Genomic DNA, 21,427 nt, shown 5'->3' on the forward strand with positions numbered 1-21,427 from the left:
CAGTTGTGAGCTGCGTCTCACTATCCCCGGTGATGTCACAGACGGAGGTCCCGCACTCTCTCATCCTCGCCGGTCGTCCGGCCGGCGTCGGGACAAGAGAGGAGCGGGGCAGGCATGTTGGCGAGGCTGGCAGGGCTGATCTGGCGTCGGAGCAGAGCCGTACTCGTGGTCGCCGCACTGCTCGCGGTGGTGGGCGGGGCACTGAGCGCGACGCTGTTCGACAAGCTGACCGCGGGCGGGCTGACGGACACCGGTGCGGAGTCGGGGCAGGCGGCACGGATCCTTCATGAGGCGGGCCAGGGCGCCCCCAACCTGACGCTTCTGGTGACCACCGAACAGGGCGTGGACGATCCGGGTGCCGTCGCCGCCGGGACGCTGCTGACCCAGCGGCTCGCCGAGGAGCCCGGGGTGCGGGCCGTCTCCTCGTACTGGTCCGCCGGCCGGCTGCCGCAGCTCCGCAGCGAGGACGAACGCCAGGCACTGGTCATCGCCACCATCACGGGCGACGAGACGACGGTGGGCGAACGCCTCGACGAACTGCTGCCGGAGTACGACGGCGAGCACGACGGCCTCGAAGTCGCCGTGGGCGGCATGGCGATGTTCGACAAGGAGTCCGCGACGCTCAGCCAGGAGGACGCCACCAAGGGAGAGATGATCGCCCTCCCCCTGACGTTGGTGATCCTGGTGCTGGTCTTCGGCAGCATCGTCTCGGCCGTGCTGCCGCTGATCGTCGCCGTCTTCTCGCTGCTGGTCGGCATGGGCGTCATGTGGGTGCTGGCGAGCGTGACCGATCTGTCGGTCTTCGCCATCAGCGTGGTCACCCTGCTGGGGCTCGGCCTGGCCATCGACTACTGCCTGCTGATGGTCAACCGCTATCGGGAGGAGCTTCGTTCGGGCACCCCCGAGCAGGCGCTGCGCACCACCATGGTGACCGCCGGGCGCACCGTTTCCTTCTCGGCCGTGACCGTCGCCGTGGTCCTGGCCGGGCTGCTGTTCTTCCCGCTGCAGGCGGTGCGCTCGCTGGCGTACGGCGGCATCATCACGGCGCTGCTCTCGGCGGTCGCCGCGCTGACCGTGCTGCCCGCCCTCTTCGTGGTGCTCGGCCCGCGCATCGAGAAGGGCCGGATCCTGCGCCGGCGCGCCGCCGCGCACGCCGGGACCAGCACGGAGAACGGGTTCTGGCACCGCCTCGCCGTCCTGGTGATGCGCCGCCCGCTGCCCGTCGCCACCCTGGCCGTGGTGGTGCTGCTGCTGTTCGGCGCCCCCGTTCTCGGCATGAACCTGGGGATGCCGGACGAGCGCAGCATGCCCGAATCGTCCCAGTCCCGGCAGGTCGCGACCGAGATCAAGGAGAGCTTCGACGCGGCGGAGCTCAACGCCGTGCAGGTGGTGGCCGGAGTCTCGCTGGGCGTGGGCGACACGGTCGAGGGCTACGCCCTGGACCTGTCCCGACTGCCGCACGCGGGCCGGGTGGACACCACGACGGGCTCCTATGTGGACGGCGAGCGGGTGCAGTCGGCGTCGGAGCTGCACCAGCGCTTCGCCATCAACAACACGGCGTACTTCTCGATCGTCCCCACGTCCGACTCCACGGCGGTGGCCGAGGAGCTGGTGGGCGAGGTGCGTTCCGTCGAGGCGCCCTTCCCCACCCTGATCGGCGGCACGGCGGCGGTGAACGAGGACACCACCGACGCGTTGAGCAACCGGCTGCCCTACGCCCTGGCCGCCGTCGGGCTCGCCATGGTCGTGCTGCTCTTCCTCCTCACCGGCAGCGTGCTGCTGCCGCTGCTCGCCCTGCTGCTGAGCGGGTTGAGCCTGACGGCCAGCTTCGGCGCGCTCGTCTGGATCTTCCAGGACGGCCATCTCGCGTTCCTCTTCGGCGACTTCACGGTGACCGGCTCGATCGCCTCGATCGTTCCGGTGATGCTCTTCGCCCTGGCCTTCGGACTCGCCATGGACTACCAGGTGTTCATGCTGGCCCGGATCAGGGAGGAGTACGAACGCACCGGATCCGGAACCACCGCCGTGGCCGTGGGACTTGAGCGCGTCGGCCGGATGGTCACCGCGGCCGCCGTGCTCATCTCCGTCGTCTTCATGGCGTTCCTGGTCTCGGACATCACCTTTGTCAAGGCGTACGGTGTCGGCCTGCCGCTGGCCGTGCTGATGGACGCGACGATCATCCGGGGGGCGCTGCTGCCCGCCGCGATGCGGCTGGGCGGCGACGCCATGTGGTGGGCCCCGGAGCGGCTGCGCCGGCTGCACGACCGGTTCGGCATCAGGGAGTCGGGGGAGCCGAACGGGCCTGCGGCGCCGGAGGAGGACCCGGCGACGACCACCAGGCACCAGTTCATCTGAGGCCCGTCGGGGCGGCCGCCCCCTTGTCGGGGCAAGGGGGCCGGCCGCCCGGCCGCATGACAGGTTGCTGTTGATGGGGCGTCAACTGTCGCCTACAAGCCCCTGCTATAGCGGTGTCGCGGAGGGCGTTTCTAGGGTGACGGACCGGCGGCCCCTGTGCGCTGCCGAGTCTGGCTCCCACCGGCTCCCCCTGGCCGAGGGATCGAGTGACCGCGATCGAGCGATATCGCGGACGACCGAGGACGGACACGCCCATGAACGAGGTCGGGAGAGCCGAGCCGGAGCAGCGCCTGCGGGTCTGCGTCATCGGTATGGGCCCACGCGGCCTGTCGGTCCTGGAGCGGATCTGCGCCAACGCCCGGCACGAGGCGCCTCCCGGCGGGGTGACCGTGCATGTCGTCGACCCCCATCCGCCGGGCGCCGGGCAGGTCTGGCGGGTCGACCAGTCGCGCCGGCTGTTGATGAACACGGTGGCCAGCCAGGTGTCGGCGTTCACCGACGAGACCGTCGTGATGGAGGGACCGCTGGAGCCGGGACCCAGCCTGTACGAGTGGGCCGCCGGGCTGCTGGAACCGCGCGAGGACGTGGGCCTCGACGGCGAACTGCTGCGCGAGGCCAGGGAACTCGGCCCGGACGACTACCCCAGCCGGGCGCTGTGCGGGGCCTACTACCGCTGGGTGTTCGCGCGGATCGTGGACAAGGCACCGCGCCGGGTGCGGATCGACGTCCACCGGCAGCGGGCCGTCGCCCTGTCCGACGAGCCCGGCCCAGGGCCCCGGCAGCGGGTGCGGCTGGCGGACGGCCGGACCCTGGAGGAACTGCACGCGGTGGTGCTGACCCAGGGGCATCTGCCGCTGCTGCCGGAGCCGGAGGAGTCCGCCCTGGCCGGCTTCGCCGCCACCCACCGCCTGCGGTACACGCCCCCGGCCAACCCCGCCGATCTGGATCCGTCCGCCGTCCCCGCCGGGGAACCGGTGCTGCTGCGGGGCCTTGGCCTGAACTTCTTCGACCATATGGCGCTCCTCACCGAGGGCAGGGGCGGTCGCTACCGGGACGCCGGCGGACGTCTCGTCTACGAGCCCTCCGGCGAGGAGCCGCTGCTCCACGCGGGCTCACGCGGCGGCATCCCCTACCACGCCAGGGGCGAGAACCAGAAGGGCGCCTACGGCCGCCACGAGCCGCTGCTGCTCACCGCCGAGCGGGCCCTGAAGCTGCGGGCCGGGACCGCGGCCGACGATGTGGGCCTGAACTTCCGCGAGACACTGTGGCCGCTGATCGCCACCGAGGTCGAACTGGTCTACTACCAGGGGCTGTTGGCCGAGCGTGGCCGGCTCTCCGAGGTCGAGCGGTTCCGGGCCGACTACGCCGCCGCGCCCTTCGGCACCGGGGAACGTGACCGGGTGCTGGGCCGGTACGGCCTCGCGCCCGGGGACCGCTGGGACTGGGACGCGCTCACCCGCCCCTGGGGCGCGCGGACCTTCGCCGGCCCCGAGGAGTTCCACCGGTGGCTCCTGGGGTACCTGCGCGCGGACATCGCCGAGGCGCGCCGGGGGAACCTGGCCAGCCCCCGCAAGTCGGCGCTGGACGTGCTGCGCGATCTGCGCAACGAGATCCGGCTCGCCATCGACCACGGCGGGGTGTCGGGCGACTCCTACGAGCGGGACGTCGACGGCTGGTACACGCCGCTGAACGCGCTGCTGTCCATCGGGCCGCCGGTGCGTCGGGTGGCGGAGATGGCCGCGCTGATCGAGGCGGGGGTGCTGCGGGTGGTCGGCCCCGGGCTCCGGGTGACGGCCTCGGCCGCCACCGGCGAGTTCGTCGCGGACTCCCCGCTGGTGCCCGGCTCCCGGGTGCGCGCGCGGGTGTTGGTGGAGGCGCGGCTGCCCGTGGTGGACCTGTCGCGGACGGCGGACCCGTTGCTGCGTCAGCTGCTCGAATCCGGCCGGTGCCGCCCGTACCGGATCCCGACCGAGGCCGGCGGGAGCTATCCGACCGGCGGCCTCGATGTGACCGAGCGGCCCTATCACGTGGTGGACGCCGGGGGCCGCCCCCATCCACGGCGGTTCGCGCTGGGGGTGCCCACCGAGTCGGTGCACTGGGTGACGGCGGCCGGTATCCGTCCGGGCGTCGGCTCGGTGACGCTGACCGACTCCGACGCCGTCGCCCGCACCGTGCTCGGCCTGGCAACCGACGCAACGGCCGACGCAACGGCGGACGGGGAGGTGGCGGCGGAAACGGACCGGGAGTTGACAGGTGATTGTCATAGCCGCGGCGCATCTGCCACCTGAAGGATTGCGGCCAGCCTGCCACGGGTGGAGCCGCTTCCGGGGACCCGAGGCGCAGGGACGCGCCGGTCCCCCGCGCACGCCCCACCTTCCCGGGAGCGGGGTCGGGGCTGTGCTCGGGGAGCGCGTCGACGCGGCCCGCGCGCGCTTCCGGGCGGGCCGCCCCGACCGAACGTGGGCAGGCGGTGCCGCGTTCCGTGATCGCCGAACGGACCTTTCGTTCCAGCACATCGACGACTACGACCCAGGAGGGACCTTGCCCACCAGAGCACAGGGCTCATTCAACATCGGTCTGCTCTTCGAGACCCAAGCCGCGCACCACCAGCAGGCGTTCACCCTGGACCGTCCCTTCGACATCGCGCCGGACCGTGGCGTCGGCTGGACCCTGTCCGGCTTCGCCCGGTTAGTCGCCGAGGCATCGGGCTGGCTGCACGCCAGCGGGGTGCGGCCCGGCGACAACGTGGCCGTCGTCAAGCGCAACCACTACGACATCGTGCTGCTCGCGGCCGCCGCCGCGCGCATCGGCGCGTTCCCCGCGATGATCTCCGCCGAGGTGCCGCCCAAGGCGCTGCGGGTGATGCTCGACCGGCTGAACCCGCGCACGGTCCTCGCCTCGCCCGAGGTCATCAGGGGCGCCCTCGACGACGGCGTCGACCTGGGCGGCCAGGAGAGCCGGATCGTCTCCATCGGCGAGCCGCCGGCCGACTCCGACGCCACCCCGCTCGACGAGTACCGTGACGCGCCCGTCCCGCCGGCGTCCCCCGTCGCCGACGACCAGCCGATGATCGCCACCCACACCTCGGGCACCACCGGGGTGCCCAAGCTGGTGGTGCACTCGGCCACCACCCTCTGCCGGGAGGCCCCGCGTCTGGAGCGGATCCGTTGGGCCCCGTGGACCCCGTCGGCCAAGGACGTGGTGGTCAACTGCACGGCGTTCAACCACGGCAGGAACGTCTCCTGGACCTCCGGGGTGCTGGCCTGCCCCTCCCGGGAGATCGTGATCATCTCCGAGGCCAACCCGGAGAACGTGGCCCGGGTGCTGAGCGACCGGCGCCCCACGCTCTTCGAGGCGCATCCGAACATGTACCAGCTCTGGGAGGACATCGTCCGGACCCATCCGGAGGTCTTCTCCCGCGTCCGGCAGTACATCAGCACCTTCGACGCCATCCATCCGCGGACGGTGCGCCGGTTCCTGAACGCCTCCAAGAGGCGGCTGCCGCTGTGGAGTCAGGGCTGGGGGCAGAGCGAGACCGCGGTGATCGCGTTCAGCACCTACACCCGACGCTCGATGCGGAAGTTCGGTCCTGGCAACCCGGCCCTGGCCGCCGGTGGCCGCCGCGCGCCCGGATCCAAGGTGAAGGTGGCCGGCTCGGCCGAGCAGCCGGCCCTGCCCAGGGGCGAGGTGGGCATCGTCTTCGTCCGCAGCGCCAGCCGCTGCGTCAACTACCTGGGCGAGGAGGAGCGTTGGCGGGAGAAGACCGCCGCGAACTGGTGGAACACCGGCGACCTCGGGCGCTTCGACGCGCGCGGCAGGGTCACCCTGGTCGACCGTGAGGTGGACCGTATCCCCGGCATCAGCTGCATCGAGGCCGAGGGCCTGCTGCTGGAACGGCTCGACCGCGCGCACGAGGTGGTCGTCCTCCCCAATCCGCAGGGGCTGCCCGTGCCCGTGGTCAGCATGCCGGACGGCGAGCTGAGCCCCGACGAGTGGAAGCGGGCCAGCGAGGGCCTGCCCCCGATGGAGGAGCCGCACCTCGTCAGTTGGGACGACATCCCCCGGACCTCGACCTGGAAGGTGCGCCGCCTGGAGCTGCGCGAACGGATCGTCGGCGGCACCGAGGGCTTCGGCACGGGCAAGTGGACCTGACACCGCCGGCGGCCGGGGCGCTGCCGGCGCGTCCGCCGGGCGGCGGACGCACTCCTCCCGACACCACACGAGAGACCGAACGGAAAGACTGAGCCGTGCTCATTACCACCATCGACATGCTGTCGGTGAGCTTCCCCTCTCCCCCACCCGTTCTCCAGGACCGTGAGGAGGTCAACTCCTTTGTCCTCCAGCTGCTGGTGCTCACCGGCGGCATACCCTGGATGCTCACCTATTTCTGGATCATCCGGCGCGGTTTCAAGGACCGCTATCTCGCGATGCCGCTGGTCCCGCTGTTCTTCAACTTCGGCTGGGAGTTCACCTACTCCTTCGTCTATGTGCCGCCGTTCACCGGTCAGCACTATGTGAACATCGCCTGGTTCTTCCTCGACATCCTGATCATCTGGCAGGGCATCAAATTCGGTCGCAAGGACTATCCGCATCTCACCCAGCGGCAGTTCCTGTGGATCTTCGCCGGTGTGCTGGTCCTCGCCTACGCGATCATGATCCTGATGAACCGGGACCTGGGCGACGACATCGGTGGCTACACCGCGTTCACGCTCAACGCCTTCATCAGCTACTGCTTCATCCTGATGCTGACCAAGCGCAAGTCCACGGTCGGCCAGACGATGTACATCGGCCTCGGCAAGCTCTTCGGGACGCTTTCCTCGTCGATTCTGTACATCCTCTTCTACCCGGACCGCTGGGGCATGATGGTGCTCTACACCACCATCCTGTTCCTGGACATCGTCTATCTGGTGATGCTGCGCCGCCAGTTCATCGCCGAGGGCTCCTCGCCGTGGAAGAAGTTCTGACCGACTGAACGAAAAACAGCAGCGGGACCCGCCGGATTCGTCCGGCGGGTCCCGCTTCCGTTGTTCTCCAGCCGTGGGCGCGACGGGCGCGCCCGGCCACCCGCATCCGCCCCGCCCTCCCCCGGGGACACGCGCCGCGTCCGGTCGATTACGGGCGATATTCGCTTGGTTCACCCTCTTGACCCGCTTCGGGGTCGGGTGCAGCCTGGTCCGCCCCAAAAGACGGAACAACTGTTCCGTTTAACGGAACGGCGCCGAGGGCGTGAAGTCGCGGGAGAGGACCATGATGGGAACACCGGCCAGGGCACGCCTGCACCGACTGTCGATCTTTCCGTTGGCCGCTTTGGTCATCGCCGGCTGCGGGGGCCCGGCCACCGGCGGCGGCGAGACGGAGGACGGGCTGACCACCGTCCGGTTCGGCTCGGTCGGTGGCCTCACCGACGCCGGGCTCTATCTGGCGGACGAGCGCGGCTACTTCGAGGAAGCCGGCATCGAGGTCACCTTCGAGCGGATGGACAGCGGCCCGGCGCTCACCAACGCGATCGCCACCGGACAGCTGGACGCGGCGGGCATCTCGGTGACGCCCGGCCTCTACAGCGCCTTCACCCAGAACATCGACATGCAGGTGGTGGGTGACAAGCAGAGCCTGCGCGAGGGCTTCTCCGCCACCCGGCTGGTGGCCAGGCCCGAACTGGTCGGCGCGGGCACCGAGGAGTCGCTGGAGAACCTGAGGGGCCGCACCGTCGCGGTCTCCGCCACCGCGTCGGGCGCCTATCTGCTGCTCAACGACCTGCTGGAGGCGCATGGGATGACCCTGGACGACATCGAGGTCACCGAGCTGTCCTACGCCAACATGTCCGGCGCCCTCTCCAGCGGCGCCATCGACGGAGCGGTGATGCTGGAGCCGTTCCTCGCCCAGGCGTTGGACTCGGGTGACGCCGAGCTGGTCTCCGACCTGCTGGAGGTGGTGCCGCCCGAGGGCATCACCCTGGTGCCGCTGGTCTACGGCCAGGACTTCATCGACGACGCCGAGACGGCCCAGAACTTCATGAACGCCTATGTGCGCGGGGTCCGCGACTACAACGCGGCCTTCGGCCAGGCCGAGGTCGACCAGGACGTGATCGAGCTGATCGCCGAACGGGCCGACGTCCCGCCGGAGTTGGTGCGCCAGGCGTCCCCCGGCGGGCTCCATCCCGACCAGCTGGTCAACGTCGACTACCTCGGCCATCTGCAGGACTTCTTCGTCGAGCAGGACCTGCTGCGGGAGCCCATCGACGTCGCCGACATGGTGGACAGCAGCTTCGCCGAGGCCGCCGTCGCCGCCCTGGAGGAGTCGTGACGGCCGGCCCGCCCGTCCGGCTGGTCGCCCTGCATCCGGTGGGCCTGGACTCCCGGGTCTGGGAGCTGGTACCCGGCCTCGGGCGGCTCGCCCCGGGCCGGGGCCCGACGTCCTGCTCGCTGACGGCCCTCGACCTGCCGGGGCACGGCTCCCGCCCGCCGGTCGAAGGGCCCCCGGAGCTGGAGCGGCTGGCGGACGAGGTGGCCCGGGCGCTGGCCGGCCGGCAGGCCGGCGCCCGCACCGTGCTGGTGGGTCTCTCGCTCGGTGGGATGGTCGCCCAGCTCACCGCCGCCAGACATCCGGAGTTGGTGGACGGCCTGGTGCTGGCGGACACCGTGGCCTGGGCCTCGCCACCGCTGCGCCGGGCGGTCGAGGCGCGGGCCGAACGCACCCTCGCCGGCGGGCTCGAAGCGGTGCTCGACGAGACCGAGGAACGGTGGTTCTCCGCCGGGTTCCGCCGGGCGCACGCGGGGACGGTGGCCCGGGTGCGGCGCTGGCTGGCCGGCGCGGAGCCGGTGGCGCACGCCTGGACCTGGCGGGCGATCGGCGCCTTCGACGCCCGGCCGTTCCTCCCCGCGCTGCGGATTCCCGCGCTGGTGGTGTGCGGTGCGGCGGACCGTTCGACGCCGCCGGCCGCGAGCCGGGAGCTGGCCGCGCTGATCCCGGGGGCCCGCTACGCCGAGCTGGCCGGCGCCGGCCATCTGGCGCCGCTGGAACGCCCGGAAGCGTTCGCCGGGTTGATCGCCGAGGCACTGGCACCCGGCGGACCGCTCGCCGCCCCCGGGCCACGGCCCGTCGGGAACTGAGCACACCCGCACATCCGAAGCACCGACCGAAGCACCGACCGAAGCACTGACCGAGAGAGGCATGCCATGGCCGATCCCAACCCCTTTGCCGTGACGGTGAGTGAACTCACCAAGGTCTTCCTGACCCGCAGGGACGAGACAGTGGAGGCCCTGCGCGATATCACCCTGTCCGTGGAACGCGGCCAGATCCTGGCGGTGCTCGGGCCGAGCGGCTGCGGCAAGAGCACCCTGCTGCGCATCCTGGCCGGTCTCGACCGTGGCTTTGTCGGCCGGGTGGACTGGCGGGAGGAGCGGTCCACCGGCCCGGCGGACCGGCTGCGCTGCGCCACGGTCTTCCAGACCGACTCCACGCTGCCCTGGATGTCCGTCGCGGAGAACGTCAGGCTCGGCCTGTCCAGCCTCCGGCTGTCCAGGGGCGAGGCCGAGGAACGGGTCGGCTGGGTGCTCGGCCTGGTGGGCCTCGCAGACTTCGCCGGCGCCTACCCGCACGAGCTGTCCGGCGGCATGCGGCAGCGCGTCGCCATCGCCAGGGCACTGGCGACCAGGCCACGACTCCTCCTCATGGACGAGCCGTTGGCCGCGCTCGACGCCCAGACCCGGCTGGTGATGCAGCAGGAGCTGCTGCGGCTGTGGGAGGACACCGGCTCCACCATCGTCTATGTCACCCATGACATCGAGGAGGCGGTGACGCTGGCGCACCGGGTGGTGGTGCTGTCCGCCCGCCCGGGACGGATCTGTCTCGACCAGCGCATCCCGTTCTCCTTCCCCCGGCAGGTCACCGAGGTCCGCCAGCGCGCGGAGTTCGGCCAACTCACCATGGGGCTCTGGCAGATGGTGGCCGACCAGGTCGGCCAGTCGCTGGCCGGCACGGGCCGCGACGAGCCCGCCGGGCCCGTCGAGCCGGTCGGCTCGGGCTCCGGCAGCGCGGGACGGGTGGCGGCGCGATGACCACGATGACGGAGCGCCCGCCGAGGGCACAGTCGGCCGTGGTGGCGGAGATCTCCCGGGAGCTGCGCCTCGGGCGCCGCCGCGCCCGGGTGACCCGGCTGGTGTTGAGCGTCGCGACCCCGGTGGCGCTGCTGCTGCTCTGGGAGGTGCTGTCCCGCTCCGGGGCGTTGGACGCGCGGTTCTTCCCGCCGCCGACGGAGGTGGCCGACCAGGCCGCCGCCTTTGTGACCGACGCCGAACAGCGGTCGGATCTGCTGCACAACCTGTCGGTCTCGGGCGTGCGGCTGTTCGCCGGCTTCGCCATAGGCGCGCTGGCCGGCTTTGTCGTCGGCCTGGCCATGGGCCTGTCCAAGCTCGCCCGCGACGCCCTGGACCTGCTGATCAACGCGACCTACCCGTTGCCCAAGCTGACGCTCTTCCCCCTGATGATCATCTTCTTCGGGATCGGCGACGCCAGCAAGATCGCGCTGGTGGCGCTCGGCGTGTTCTACATGCTGGCCATCAACACCGCGCTGGGCGTCCGGCAGTCCAACCCGGTCTACGGGGATGTCTCCACCGCCTTCCGGCTGCCGCTGTGGACGCGGTTCCGGCGGGTCGTGGTGCCGGCCGCGCTGCCGTCCATCCTGGCCGGGATGCGGCTGGGCTTCGGACAGGCGCTGATCCTGGTCGTCTCCACCGAGTTCCTTTCGTCCAACGACGGCATCGGCTACTTCATCTGGAACTCCTGGCAGGTCCTGGACGTCCCGGCGATGTTTGTCGGCCTGGCGATCGTCGGCGTGGTGGGCGGCCTGTCCGCGTGGGCCTTCAACGCCCTCGGCCAGTGGCTGGCGCCCTGGGCCGAACAGAAATAGCCGAGCAGTAACAGCTCAGGGGAGAGACAGCGGCCATGAGCGGATACCGACAACGAACCGAAGGGGAGTCTCCGGTGCACAGCAGCGACCAGTCACGCCGACCACGACCAGGGACCAGCCGACCGGGAGGTCGGGGGGACGGGCCGGAGATCGCCATCGTCGGCGCCGGCATCGGCGGCCTGGCGCTGGCCCGGGCGCTGCGCCAACGGGGCATCGCCAGCACCGTCTACGAGCGCACCGCCCGGTTCGACCGCATCGGCTCGGGGATCAACGTGTCCCCCAACGCCACCGCGGCGCTCGCGGGGCTCGGGGTGCTGCCGGCCGTCCGGCGTCATGCCTCGCTGCCCGGATCGTGGCGCAACTACGACGCCGGCACCGGGGAGTTGCGCCACGAGTTCCCGCTCGGCAGGAGCGCGGCGACCGCCTACGGGCAGCCGTTCATCCAGATGCACCGGGGCGATCTGCACGCCGCGCTCAGCGCCGCCGTGCCCGCCGGGTCCGTGCGGCTCGGCAAGCGGCTGGTGGGGCTCGACGACCGTGGCGAACGGATCGGGCTGCGCTTCCAGGACGGCTCCACCGCCGAGGCCGATCTGGTGGTGGGCGCCGACGGCATCCGCTCCCGGGTCAGGGCCGAACTGTTCGGCCCCGACGAGCCCACGTTCACCGGCCGGGTCGCCTACCGGGACGTGATCCCCACCGAGGGGCTCGACATCGCCGGTCTCGACGACTTCGCCAAATGGTGGGGCGAGGACCGGCATATCGTTCTCTACTTCATCAACGGCGGGCGCGAGATCTACTACGTGACCAGCGTCCCCGAGGACGAGTGGACGGACGAGTCCTGGTCCGCGCACGGCGATCCGGCCGAACTGCGCGCCGCGTTCGCCGACTTCCCCGAGCCGGTGCGCCGGGTCCTGGGCCACGGCACCCGCACCTACAAATGGGCGCTCTGCGACCGTCCGCCGATGGACAGTTGGGGCCGGGGCCGGGTGGTGCTGCTCGGCGACGCCTGCCATCCGATGGTGCCCTACATGGCGCAGGGCGCCGCCATGGCCCTTGAGGACGCGGTGCTGCTCGGCCGGGCGTTGGCCGAATCGCCGGACGATCCCGACCGGGCGCTCGCCGACTACCAGGCCACCCGGATACCGCGCACCGCCTGGATGCAGACGGAGTCCCACAAGAACACCTTCATGCGGGAGGCGGGACCCGTCGCGGCCGTGTACGGCTACGACCCGTGGACGGCGGAGCTGACCCGTGCCACCCCCGTTCCCCCGATGCCCGAGGAGTCCCTGTCATGACCGAGGCCCGTGTGTCCGGTACCGACCATCCGGCCGACTGGCAGCGGCGCGACGGCGGCTGGTGGCTGGTGGCCTCCCGCTGCGACGGGTGCGCCAACCACGCCTATCCGGCGGCCGACCACTGCCACCGCTGTGGCGCCGAGGGGCCGCTGCCCCGGGTGCCGATCCCCGCCCGCGGCCGGGTCTACACCCACACCCGGGTGCACACCGCGCCCGCCGGGTTCCCCACCCCCTACACCCTGGCCTATGTCGATCTGGACGACGGGCCACGGGTGTTGGGCCGGCTGGCCGAGGAGCCGCCGACGCCGGCGATCGGCGATCAGGTGCTGGCCGTCCCCCGGGTGATCGGCCACACCGCGCAGGGTGAGCCGCTGCACGCCCCGTACTTCGTCCGACAGGAGGGCTGAGCCATGTCCCAGCGGGATCAGGACATCTATGTGACGGCGGTCGGTATGGCCCCGTTCGGCAAGCATCGTGACCGTGACTTCGAGAGCCTGGGCCGGGAGGCGGTGACCAGGGCGCTCGCGGACGGCGGGCTCGGCCGGGAGGACATCGACGAGGCGTTCTGCGGCACCGGCTACGGCGGCCCGATGGCGGGACAGCGGGTGCTGGGCCGCCTCGGCCTCACCGGCATCCCGGTGAGCAACATGGAGAACGCCTGCTCGAGCGGCGCCACCGCGTTGCGCGACGCCATCGCCGCGATCCGCTCGGGACGCTCCGAGACCGTGCTGGTCATGGGCGTCGACCATCTCACCAGGTTCGGCGGCGGCACCCTCCCGCTGGAGACCACCGACCCCGAGGTGCGGGCCGGAATGGTGATGCCGGGCGTCTACGCCATGCGCGCCAACCGCTACCTGTACGAGACCGGCACCGATGTCTCCGCGTTGGCGCGGGTCAGCGTCAAGTCCCGGCACAACGGGGCCCGTAACCCCTATGCGCACTTCCGCAAGGAGAGCACGGTCGACGAGGTGCTGGCGGCGCGGCCGATCGCCGATCCGTTCACCCTGCCCATGTGCTCGCCGGTCAGCGACGGCGCCGCCGCGCTGGTGGTGATGTCCGGCACGGCCAGGGACCGGCACGGTGCCTCGGGGCCCAGAATCGACGCCTCGGTGCTGTTGTCCGGGCAGTTCGAGACCGGGTTCCGCGATATGGCGCACAGCGATCTGGCCCGGCGGACCGCCGAGGCCGCCTACGAACAGGCCGGCGTCGGCCCGGAGGATCTGGACCTGGTGGAGCTGCACGACGCCTTCAGCAGCGCCGAGTTGATGTACTACGAGTCGTTCGGACTGTGCGGCCCCGGGGAGGCGGCCGAACTGCTGGAACGGGGGGAGACCGCGCTCGACGGGCGGATACCGGTGAACCCCAGCGGCGGCCTGCTGTCCAGGGGCCACCCGGTGGGCGCCACCGGCGTCGCGCAGATCTGCGAGGCCGTCTGGCAGCTGCGCGGCGAGGCGGGCGACCGGCAGGTCCGCGCGCCGAGGGTGGCGATGACGCACTGCAGCGGCGGGGGGATCTCCGGGTTCGACCACGGCGCCTCCTGCGTCCACATCCTCACCAAACCCTGAAGTGCCGAAGTTCCGAAGTCCTGAAGTTCCGAAGTCCTGACGTCGCGACCGAGCAGGGGATTACTGATGACGACCCAACCGTCCGCGGGTCCGTTGGCCGGCCTCCGGGTACTCGATCTGACCACCTTTCTGTCCGGCCCCTACTGCACGCTGATCCTGGGCGATCTGGGCGCCGATGTGATCAAGGTCGAGTCGCCCGCCGGGGATGCCACCCGGCGGCTGCCACCGCACTTTGTGGCGGAGGACAGCGCCTACTTCCTGAGCGTCAACCGCAACAAGCGCAGCGTGGTCCTGGACCTCAAGTCCGAGGCCGGGCGGTCCGCCCTGCTGCGGCTGGTCGAGGGGTGCGACGCCGTGGTGGAGAACTTCAGGGCCGGGGTGCTCGACCGGCTCGGTCTGGACTACGAGACGCTGCGGACGGCCAACCCCGGCGTGGTGCTCTGCTCGATCAGCGGCTACGGCCAGCAGGGGCCGCGTCGCGACGCGCCCGCCTATGACGCCATCATCCAGGCGCTCTCCGGCGGGATGAGCATCACCGGGGAGGAGGGCGGACCACCGGTGCGGGCCGGGATACCCGTGGGCGACCTGGCCGCCGGCATGTTCGCCGCCACCGGGCTGCTCGCCGGCCTCTACCGTCGTCAACAGACCGGCGAGGGAAGCCGGTTCGACGTCTCCATGCTGGACGCCCAGGTCTCGATGCTCACCTACCAGGCCGCCTACTACCTACTCTCCGGTCAGGTGCCCGGCCCCCAGGGCAGGGGGCATCTCAGCATCCCCACCTACCGCTCGTTCACCTGCGGCGACGGTCAGGACGTGATCGTCACCGCCAACACCGAGGCCATGTGGCGGGGACTGTGCGGGGTGCTGGGCCGGGACGAGCTGCCGGCCGATCCCCGGTTCGTCGACAACGGCAGCCGGCTGGCCCACCGGGCCGAGCTGGACGCCCTGTTGGAGGCCGCGTTCGCCGCCCGTCCCTCGGCGGAGCTGCTGGCCGGGCTGAGCGCGGCCGGGGTGCCCTGCGCGCCGGTGAACTCGGTGGCCGACGCGCTGGCCGACCCCCAGGTGCGGCATCGCGACATGGTGGTGGAGCTGGCCGACGAGGCGGCCGGGCGGCGGATCGAACTGGCCGGCAACCCGGTGAAGCTCGCCGAACCGGCCGCCGACCAACCCCTGCGCTATCCACCAAGGTTGGGCGAGCACACCGAGGAGGTGTTGCGGGAGTTCAAGGCGCCCGACGAGCTGATCGCCTCGGTGCTCGGCCGGACCACCACCACCGCCGCCGGAGGCCGCTCGTGACCACCACCCGGCCCCCACACCCCGATCCCGCCTCCCCCCGTGGGCCGGGACCGCACGCCCCTGGCGAGCCGAGGGAACGTGGCCAGAGCCCGGTGGGCCGCGCCTTCCAGGTGCTGCGCTGCCTGGTGGAGAGCGGCGACGACTGGGGGGTGCGCGAGCTGGCGAACCATCTGGGCATGCCACCGTCCGCCGCGCACCGCGCCCTCGGCATGCTGGAGGACGAGGGCGCCGTCCGCCGGGACCCGGCAACGGGCCGCTATCTGCTGGGCTTCGACTTCCTGCGGCTGGCCAGGGTGGCCACCGACAGCTTCCCGCTGTGGCGGGCCGCCAGGCCGATGCTCCAGGAGCTGGTAGGCCGGCGGGACGAGACGGCGCTGATGAACATCTACGACTACCAGCGGATGGAGCTGTTCGTCGCCGCCTGTGTGGAGTCCACCCAGCCCATCCGCTACACCGAACAGCTCCACAAGTGGCTGCCGGTGCACGCCGGGGCGACCGGCCTGGCCATCCTGGCGTTCCTGTGCGAGGCCGACCGGGAACGGGTCCTCGACCAGCGGGGGCTGCCCGCGCTGACCGAGCGCACCGTGCCCGACCGGGAGACGCTGGACCGCGCGCTGGAGCGGATCAGGGCCGACGGCTACGCCGTCTCCCGGGGCCAACGGGTGCCGGGCGCGGCGGCCATCGCGGCGCCGATCTTCGACCGCCACCGGGTGATCGGCGATATCGCGCTGACCATCCCCGACTTCCGCTATCCCGAGGACCACCTGGAAGAGGTGGCCGCCGATGTGATCAGCTGCGCCAGGGCGGTCAGCGCCGCCCACGGCGCGAACGGCTGACGGGTGTCCGCCGAGGCGGCACGGCCGCGCGCCGGCTGGGGTGCGAACGCCCTGCTGCTGGCGGCGGTGATGGTCAGCGCCAGCCTGACCCAGTTCCTGCTGGGGGCGCTCGGCCCGTTCCTGCTGGCCGAGTTCCGTCTGGAACCCTCGGCGCTCGGCCTGTTGACCGCCTGCTACTACCTGGCGGCGGCGGGGCTCTCCCCGCTGATGGGCCGCTGGGTCGCGGCGCTCGGCGGCGTCGGCGGGATGCTGCTCTCCGCCGGCCTCGGCGCGGCCGGCACCGCGCTGCTGGCCGGCTCTGCCGGGCTCGGCTGGCTGATCGCCGGACTGCTGGTCGCCGGCGCCGCCGCTGCCGCCGCCAATCCGGCGACCAATCTGGTCATCGTGGCCCTGCCCCGGCCGCACGGCTCGCTGATCGGGATCAAACAGTCGGGTGTGCAGGCCGCCGCCTTTCTCACCGGGGCGCTGCTGCCCGCCGTGGCGCTCGGCGTCGGCTGGCGGGCCGCCGTGCTGTGCTGCACCGGCGGCTGTCTGCTGGCCCTTTCGCTGGTGCTGGCGCGGCGGGCCGACCTGGGCGCCGGCCGCCCGGCGCGGCGGGAGCGGGCCGCCCGGTCGGGGCGCGCCGCAGCCCGGCCCTGGCTGGCGCCGCTCACCGGCTATGCGGCGCTGATGGGCGCGGGCGCGGCCAGCGTCAACACCTATCTGGTGGTCTACGGGCACCAGCGGCTCGGCCTCGATATCCGGCTGGCCGGCGCCCAGTTCGCGCTGGTCGGCCTGGTCGCGGTGGTGGCCAGGATCTGGCTGCCGGGGATCGCCGACCGCTCGCCCCGGCCGGCGGCGCGCGGTCTGACCATGCTGCGCGATCTGGCGTGCGGCGCCACCGTCGCGGCGCTGGTGATCGCCGGCGCGCAGTGGGCGGGGTCCTGGGCGCTGTGGGTGGGGGCGGTGCTCGCCGGGCTCAGCTCGGCGTCCTGGAACGGCCTCGCCATGCTGGTGGTGGTCCACGACAGCCCACCCGAGGCGGTGCCCAGGGCGTCGGCGCGGGTCCAGGGCGCGTTCTTCCTCGGCCTGATGGTCAGCCCGCTGGTCTTCGGCGGGCTGCTGGCCTGGTTCGGCAGCTATCTCGCCGGCTGGCTCTGGACCGTCGGCTGCTTCCTCGCCGCCGCGCCCCTGGCCCACCGGGCACTGGCCCACACCCGAGGGGGCCCGGGCGCGGACCTGTAGTGCGTGCGCACCCGTGCGGACACCCCGCTGGTCCCGGCCCGCCGGCTGTCGGCCGTCCGCGCCCATCTCCAGCGCGCCATGGGCACACCGGAGGCCCGCGACCGGGCCCAGCTCGTCGTCATCGTCTACCGTACGGGCCTGGTCCGCCCCGATCCCCCGGCCTGGCGCCACCCACCCCACCCACGACGGAAAGGGCCCCGCATGCCGTCACCGACCACACGTTCAACGGCCGAACCGCGGCCGGCCACGGACGACCCCGCCGGCCTCTTCGTCTACGGCACGCTGCGGCTCGCGCCCGTGCTCGAAGCGCTCCTGGGCCGGATACCGGCCCGGACACCGTCCGCCGTGCACGGCTGGCGGGCGGCGGCGCTGGACGGGCGGATCTACCCCGGGCTGGTTCCCGCCGCCGGCGGCACGGCGGCCGGTCAGCTGCTCACGGATCTCAGCGCCCTGGAACACGCCGTGCTCGACGCCTTCGAGGGCGAGGAGTACCGTAGGACCGTGCTCGCCCTGGCCTCCGGCGAACCCGCCTGGGCCTACCTCTGGACCGGCGGCGACATACGCGCCGACAACTGGGACATCGACCTCTTCACGGCCCGCCATCTGCCGGCCTACGCCGCCCGCTGCGCCAGGATCGCCCCGGGGTTGACCGCGCTCGCCACCGGCCGTGGCAGGCCGTGACCGGCGGCCCGGCCGCACGTTCCCGGGGGTGTCCTCGGCGCCCGCGCCCGCCCTTGGGACAGGATCGGTCCATGCACGCGCATGCCACACCCGAGGAACCCCCCGGCGGGCCGGCCCGGATCCTGATCGTCGAGGACGATCCCAATATCCTCGAACTCCTCACCGCCTCACTGGAGTTGAACGGCTTCACCACCTGTGGCGCGGCCGACGCCCACGCGGCGCTACGGGCGGCCGACGCCCATGCCCCCGATATCGCGATGGTGGATGTGACGCTGCCCGACCGCAGCGGTCTGGCGCTGGTGGGCGATCTGCGCGGCCTCCTCCCCGATCTGCCGGTGCTCTTCCTCACCGCCCGGGACACCGTCGAGGACCGTCTCGCCGGCTTCCGGGCCGGCGCGGACGACTATGTGACCAAACCGTTCAGCCTGGAGGAGGTCGTCTTCCGGCTGCGGGCGATCCTGCGCCGCACGGGCCGCGCCGAGGAGCGGGCGGAGCCGCTGCGCTACGCCGATCTGGAGCTGGACGAGGACGCGCACGAGGCGCGGCGGGCCGGCCGTCCGGTGGCGCTCTCCCCCACCGAGTTCGCCCTGCTGCGCTATCTGCTGGTCAACTCGGGCCGGACGGTCACCAAGTCCCAGATCCTGGAACAGGTCTGGCACGGCGGGACCGAGGACACCCGGGTGGTGGAGACCTACATCAGCTATCTGCGGCGCAAGGTGGACTCCCTGGGCCGCCCGCTGATCCAGACCGTGCGGAGCGTCGGCTACAGCCTGCGGCTGACCAGGGAGGACCGGCGGTGAACGGGGGCCGTCCCCGGCTGCGGCCGCGCGGCCTCGGCGCCCGGCTCACCCTGACCCTGCTCTGCCTGACCACGCTGGGCCTGCTCGCCTTCGGCACGGCCGGCACGGTGCTGCTGCGCCGTTCGCTGATCGCCGAGGTGGACGACCAGCTCGCCGCCCTGCCGGCCAGCCGTGGCCCGGCCCCGTCCCAGCCGGTCGAGGAGCGGCCCCCGCCGTTCCCCACCGAGCTGCGGAGCATCCAGCTGGACGCCTCCGGCGAGGTGGCGCGGGTGGTCGGCCGCACCTCGTCCGACGAGGCGCTGCCCGACCTCGCCGACCGGGACCTGGAAGGGCTGCGCGCGGCCGGGGGCGAACCCTTCACCGTCCCGAGCACCCAGGGCGACGGCTCCTGGCGGGTGTTGACCACGCCGGAACCGGACGGCGGGGTGCGGATCACCGCGCGGTCCCTGAACGATGTGGAGCACACCCTCGACCGGTTGCTGATCATCGAGACGGTGGTCGGTCTGGCCCTGCTGCTGGCCCTCGGGGCCGGCGCGGTGGCGACGGTCCGCCTCCAGCTGCGGCCGCTGCGCGAGATCGAACGGACGGCGCAGGCCATCGCCGGCGGCGACTTCGACCGCCGGGTGCCGGCGCAGGACCCGGCGACGGAGACCGGCCGGCTGGGCGCGGCGCTCAACACCATGCTCGGCGAGCTCGCCCGGGCCATCGGGGAGCGCGACCGGTCGGCCGAGACCACCAAGCGCTTTGTGGCGGACGCCTCCCACGAGCTGCGCACCCCCCTCTCCTCCATCCTCGGGTTCGCCGAACTGCACCGGCAGGGCCGGGCGCGGGGGGTGGTCGCCGAGGACCCGCGCACCGAGCGCTGGATGTCCAGGATCGAGGAGGAGTCCCAGCGCATGAGCACCATGGTCAACAATCTGCTGATCCTCTCCCGGTTCGACGAGACCCCCCATCTCCAGCCGGCCGACGTGGAGTTGGGGGAGATCGCGACGCGCGTGGCACAGGCGGCCAGGGCCCGGGAGCCGGGCGCCCGCATCGAACTCCGGGTGCCCGAGCCGGTGTTGGCGGTGGCCGACAGCGAACGGATCCGCCAGGTGCTGGAGAACCTGGTGGGCAACGCCCTCGTCCACACCCCGCCCGGCACCCCGGTGCTGGTGGAGGTGCGCCGCGCCGCCCAGGCCCCGCCGCCCGGCCCCTCGACGGTGGGCACCCTGCCGGCCGGCGTCGCCGAGGTCGCCGTGATCACCGTCCGGGACAGCGGCCCCGGCATCCCCGCCAACGAACTCCCCCGGCTCTTCGACCGGTTCTATCGCGCCAACTCGCCCCAGGGGCGCGGCGGCGCCGGTCTCGGCCTGGCCATCGGCGCGGCGTTTGTCACCGCCCACGACGGCCGGCTGTCCGTCGCTTCGACGCCGGGCCGGGGCACCGTCTTCACCGTGGTGCTGCCCCTCGGCTGAGCCGACCCGGCGGGCGCGTCGCGGGCGGCCCGCTTCACGGGCGGCCCGCACGGCGGGCTCTCAGGGTTCTCTCAGGAAGTTCTCCGGGTTCTCCCACACTCGTCGTGTTCCATTCGTCTTCGGATCACCACGATGTCGAGAGGAGCCGCTATGTCGCCGCCGGGCACGTCCCGACTGCACGCCTTCAACCGTTACGAACTGAAGTACCTCGTCCCGGCCACCCAGGTCGAGGAGATCCGCGAGGAGATCGCCGCCCGGATGCGTCCCGACGGCAACGCGGGCGCGCATGGCTACGGCGTCTGGAGCGTGTACTACGACACCACGGGACTGCGCTTCTACTGGGAGAAGATCGAGGGCCTGCGGTTCCGCCGCAAGCTGCGCATCCGCCGCTACGGCCCGCTCGGCGCGGCGCCCGACGACACCCCGGTCTCCGTCGAGATCAAACAGCGGGTGAACCGCGTCACCCAGAAGCGTCGGGTGCTGCTGCCGTACCACCTGGCCGGCGAGCTGTGCGACGGGCGGCGCCGGATCGCGCATCCGGACGCCGACCAGGGCTTCGTCGACGAGGTGCTGGAGCTGATCCAGCGGCTCGACCTGCGCCCGGTCGCCATGACCGGCTACCGGCGTGAACCCTATGTGGGCACCCACGCCGACCTGGGGCTTCGGGTGACGTTCGACCACCGGGTCCGTGGCCGGGACCGCGACTTCGACCTGCGCGCCGAGGCCGAGAGCCGCTACATCATCAGCCCTCATCTGGTGGTGATGGAGGTCAAGGCGAACGAACGGGTCCCGTACTGGATCACCGACCTCGCGGCCAGGTTCGGCCTCCAGGTGCAGCGCATCTCCAAGTACTGCCAGAGCGTGGAGGCCTTCGGCCACGCGCCGCGCTCCGTCTTCCACGTCCCGGAGAGCGAGGCGCCGCCGGCACCCCCGGTCGCCGCGCCGGAGACCGCCGCGCCGGAGGCGCCCGTCCGGACCCACCGCTAGACCCGGCCTGCCCCCCCACCAGA

18 protein-coding genes and 1 pseudogene are annotated in these 21,427 nt (G+C 72.3%); all 19 read left to right on the forward strand.

Features of this window, described 5'->3' with window-relative positions:
* Positions 1-114: 114 nt before the first annotated feature.
* The 19 genes and pseudogenes from AOM46_RS22910 to AOM46_RS22995 all read left to right on the forward strand — a co-directional run bounded on the left by AOM46_RS22910 (position 115) and on the right by AOM46_RS22995 (position 21,404).
* Positions 115-2,355 carry an MMPL family transporter gene (locus AOM46_RS22910; RefSeq protein WP_062214509.1) on the forward strand — a complete coding sequence of 747 codons (2,241 nt, stop codon included), beginning with the start codon at positions 115-117 and terminating at the stop codon, positions 2,353-2,355.
* A 254-nt stretch (positions 2,356-2,609) separates the two neighbouring features.
* The gene (locus tag AOM46_RS22915; protein ID WP_067226495.1) at positions 2,610-4,643 is read left to right on the forward strand and encodes an FAD/NAD(P)-binding domain-containing protein; all 2,034 of its coding nucleotides are present in this window, start codon (positions 2,610-2,612) and stop codon (positions 4,641-4,643) included.
* Positions 4,644-4,896: 253 nt separating this feature from the next.
* Positions 4,897-6,507, forward strand: coding sequence for a class I adenylate-forming enzyme family protein (locus AOM46_RS22920; protein ID WP_158920559.1), 1,611 nt, complete (start codon positions 4,897-4,899; stop codon positions 6,505-6,507).
* Between the two features lie 95 nt (positions 6,508-6,602).
* Complete coding sequence (locus AOM46_RS22925; RefSeq protein WP_062214511.1) at positions 6,603-7,319, forward strand: hypothetical protein; 717 nt, start codon at positions 6,603-6,605, stop codon at positions 7,317-7,319.
* Positions 7,320-7,602: 283 nt separating this feature from the next.
* Positions 7,603-8,658: an ABC transporter substrate-binding protein gene (locus AOM46_RS22930; protein ID WP_158920561.1), complete on the forward strand. Its 1,056-nt coding sequence runs from the start codon at positions 7,603-7,605 to the stop codon at positions 8,656-8,658.
* Entirely contained in the window at positions 8,655-9,464 is an 810-nt protein-coding gene (locus tag AOM46_RS22935) for an alpha/beta fold hydrolase (RefSeq protein WP_062214513.1), read from the forward strand. The genes AOM46_RS22930 and AOM46_RS22935 overlap by 4 nt, the downstream gene beginning before the upstream one ends.
* A gap of 66 nt (positions 9,465-9,530) precedes the next feature.
* The gene (locus AOM46_RS22940) at positions 9,531-10,412 is read left to right on the forward strand and encodes an ABC transporter ATP-binding protein (protein ID WP_062214514.1); all 882 of its coding nucleotides are present in this window, start codon (positions 9,531-9,533) and stop codon (positions 10,410-10,412) included.
* The gene (locus tag AOM46_RS22945) at positions 10,409-11,263 is read left to right on the forward strand and encodes an ABC transporter permease (protein ID WP_078857107.1); all 855 of its coding nucleotides are present in this window, start codon (positions 10,409-10,411) and stop codon (positions 11,261-11,263) included. The genes AOM46_RS22940 and AOM46_RS22945 overlap by 4 nt, the downstream gene beginning before the upstream one ends.
* 74 nt (positions 11,264-11,337) lie before the next feature.
* Positions 11,338-12,558: an FAD-dependent monooxygenase gene (locus tag AOM46_RS22950; RefSeq protein ID WP_062214516.1), complete on the forward strand. Its 1,221-nt coding sequence runs from the start codon at positions 11,338-11,340 to the stop codon at positions 12,556-12,558.
* Positions 12,555-12,965: a Zn-ribbon domain-containing OB-fold protein gene (locus AOM46_RS22955; protein WP_062214517.1), complete on the forward strand. Its 411-nt coding sequence runs from the start codon at positions 12,555-12,557 to the stop codon at positions 12,963-12,965. Before AOM46_RS22950 ends, AOM46_RS22955 begins: the two co-directional genes overlap by 4 nt.
* Before the next feature lie 3 nt (positions 12,966-12,968).
* Entirely contained in the window at positions 12,969-14,123 is a 1,155-nt protein-coding gene (locus tag AOM46_RS22960; RefSeq protein WP_062214518.1) for a thiolase family protein, read from the forward strand.
* Positions 14,124-14,189: 66 nt separating this feature from the next.
* Complete coding sequence (locus tag AOM46_RS22965; RefSeq protein ID WP_062214519.1) at positions 14,190-15,419, forward strand: CaiB/BaiF CoA-transferase family protein; 1,230 nt, start codon at positions 14,190-14,192, stop codon at positions 15,417-15,419.
* Complete coding sequence (locus tag AOM46_RS22970; protein ID WP_078857109.1) at positions 15,416-16,255, forward strand: IclR family transcriptional regulator; 840 nt, start codon at positions 15,416-15,418, stop codon at positions 16,253-16,255. Before AOM46_RS22965 ends, AOM46_RS22970 begins: the two co-directional genes overlap by 4 nt.
* Before the next feature lie 3 nt (positions 16,256-16,258).
* Positions 16,259-17,479 (forward strand): MFS transporter, encoded by a 1,221-nt coding sequence (locus AOM46_RS22975; protein WP_062214521.1) that lies wholly within the window; start codon positions 16,259-16,261, stop codon positions 17,477-17,479.
* 54 nt (positions 17,480-17,533) lie between these two features.
* A pseudogene (locus tag AOM46_RS35575) lies at positions 17,534-17,635 on the forward strand (DNA-binding response regulator); the annotation flags it as partial.
* Between the two features lie 45 nt (positions 17,636-17,680).
* Entirely contained in the window at positions 17,681-18,160 is a 480-nt protein-coding gene (locus tag AOM46_RS22980; protein WP_062215150.1) for a gamma-glutamylcyclotransferase family protein, read from the forward strand.
* 71 nt (positions 18,161-18,231) lie between these two features.
* A complete protein-coding gene (locus tag AOM46_RS22985) occupies positions 18,232-18,960 on the forward strand; it encodes a response regulator transcription factor (protein ID WP_062214522.1) in 729 nt (242 codons plus the stop codon).
* Entirely contained in the window at positions 18,957-20,417 is a 1,461-nt protein-coding gene (locus AOM46_RS22990) for a cell wall metabolism sensor histidine kinase WalK (RefSeq protein ID WP_062214523.1), read from the forward strand. The genes AOM46_RS22985 and AOM46_RS22990 overlap by 4 nt, the downstream gene beginning before the upstream one ends.
* 150 nt (positions 20,418-20,567) lie before the next feature.
* A complete protein-coding gene (locus tag AOM46_RS22995) occupies positions 20,568-21,404 on the forward strand; it encodes a polyphosphate polymerase domain-containing protein (RefSeq protein ID WP_234313927.1) in 837 nt (278 codons plus the stop codon).
* Positions 21,405-21,427: the final 23 nt, after the last annotated feature.

Source organism: Streptomyces sp. NBRC 109706, from assembly GCF_000974485.1.
Taxonomy (GTDB): domain Bacteria; phylum Actinomycetota; class Actinomycetes; order Streptomycetales; family Streptomycetaceae; genus Streptomyces.

What these genes read in the sequence shown, in the direction of transcription:
- AOM46_RS22910 (WP_062214509.1), top strand. Translation starts at nt 115, where the DNA reads ATGTTGGCGAGGCTGGCAGGGCTGATCTGGCGTCGGAGCAGAGCCGTA.
- AOM46_RS22915 (WP_067226495.1), top strand. Translation starts at nt 2,610, where the DNA reads ATGAACGAGGTCGGGAGAGCCGAGCCGGAGCAGCGCCTGCGGGTCTGC.
- AOM46_RS22930 (WP_158920561.1), top strand. Translation starts at nt 7,603, where the DNA reads ATGATGGGAACACCGGCCAGGGCACGCCTGCACCGACTGTCGATCTTT.
- AOM46_RS22940 (WP_062214514.1), top strand. Translation starts at nt 9,531, where the DNA reads ATGGCCGATCCCAACCCCTTTGCCGTGACGGTGAGTGAACTCACCAAG.
- AOM46_RS22945 (WP_078857107.1), top strand. Translation starts at nt 10,409, where the DNA reads ATGACCACGATGACGGAGCGCCCGCCGAGGGCACAGTCGGCCGTGGTG.
- AOM46_RS22955 (WP_062214517.1), top strand. Translation starts at nt 12,555, where the DNA reads ATGACCGAGGCCCGTGTGTCCGGTACCGACCATCCGGCCGACTGGCAG.
- AOM46_RS22960 (WP_062214518.1), top strand. Translation starts at nt 12,969, where the DNA reads ATGTCCCAGCGGGATCAGGACATCTATGTGACGGCGGTCGGTATGGCC.
- AOM46_RS22965 (WP_062214519.1), top strand. Translation starts at nt 14,190, where the DNA reads ATGACGACCCAACCGTCCGCGGGTCCGTTGGCCGGCCTCCGGGTACTC.
- AOM46_RS22980 (WP_062215150.1), top strand. Translation starts at nt 17,681, where the DNA reads ATGCCGTCACCGACCACACGTTCAACGGCCGAACCGCGGCCGGCCACG.
- AOM46_RS22985 (WP_062214522.1), top strand. Translation starts at nt 18,232, where the DNA reads ATGCACGCGCATGCCACACCCGAGGAACCCCCCGGCGGGCCGGCCCGG.
- AOM46_RS22995 (WP_234313927.1), top strand. Translation starts at nt 20,568, where the DNA reads ATGTCGCCGCCGGGCACGTCCCGACTGCACGCCTTCAACCGTTACGAA.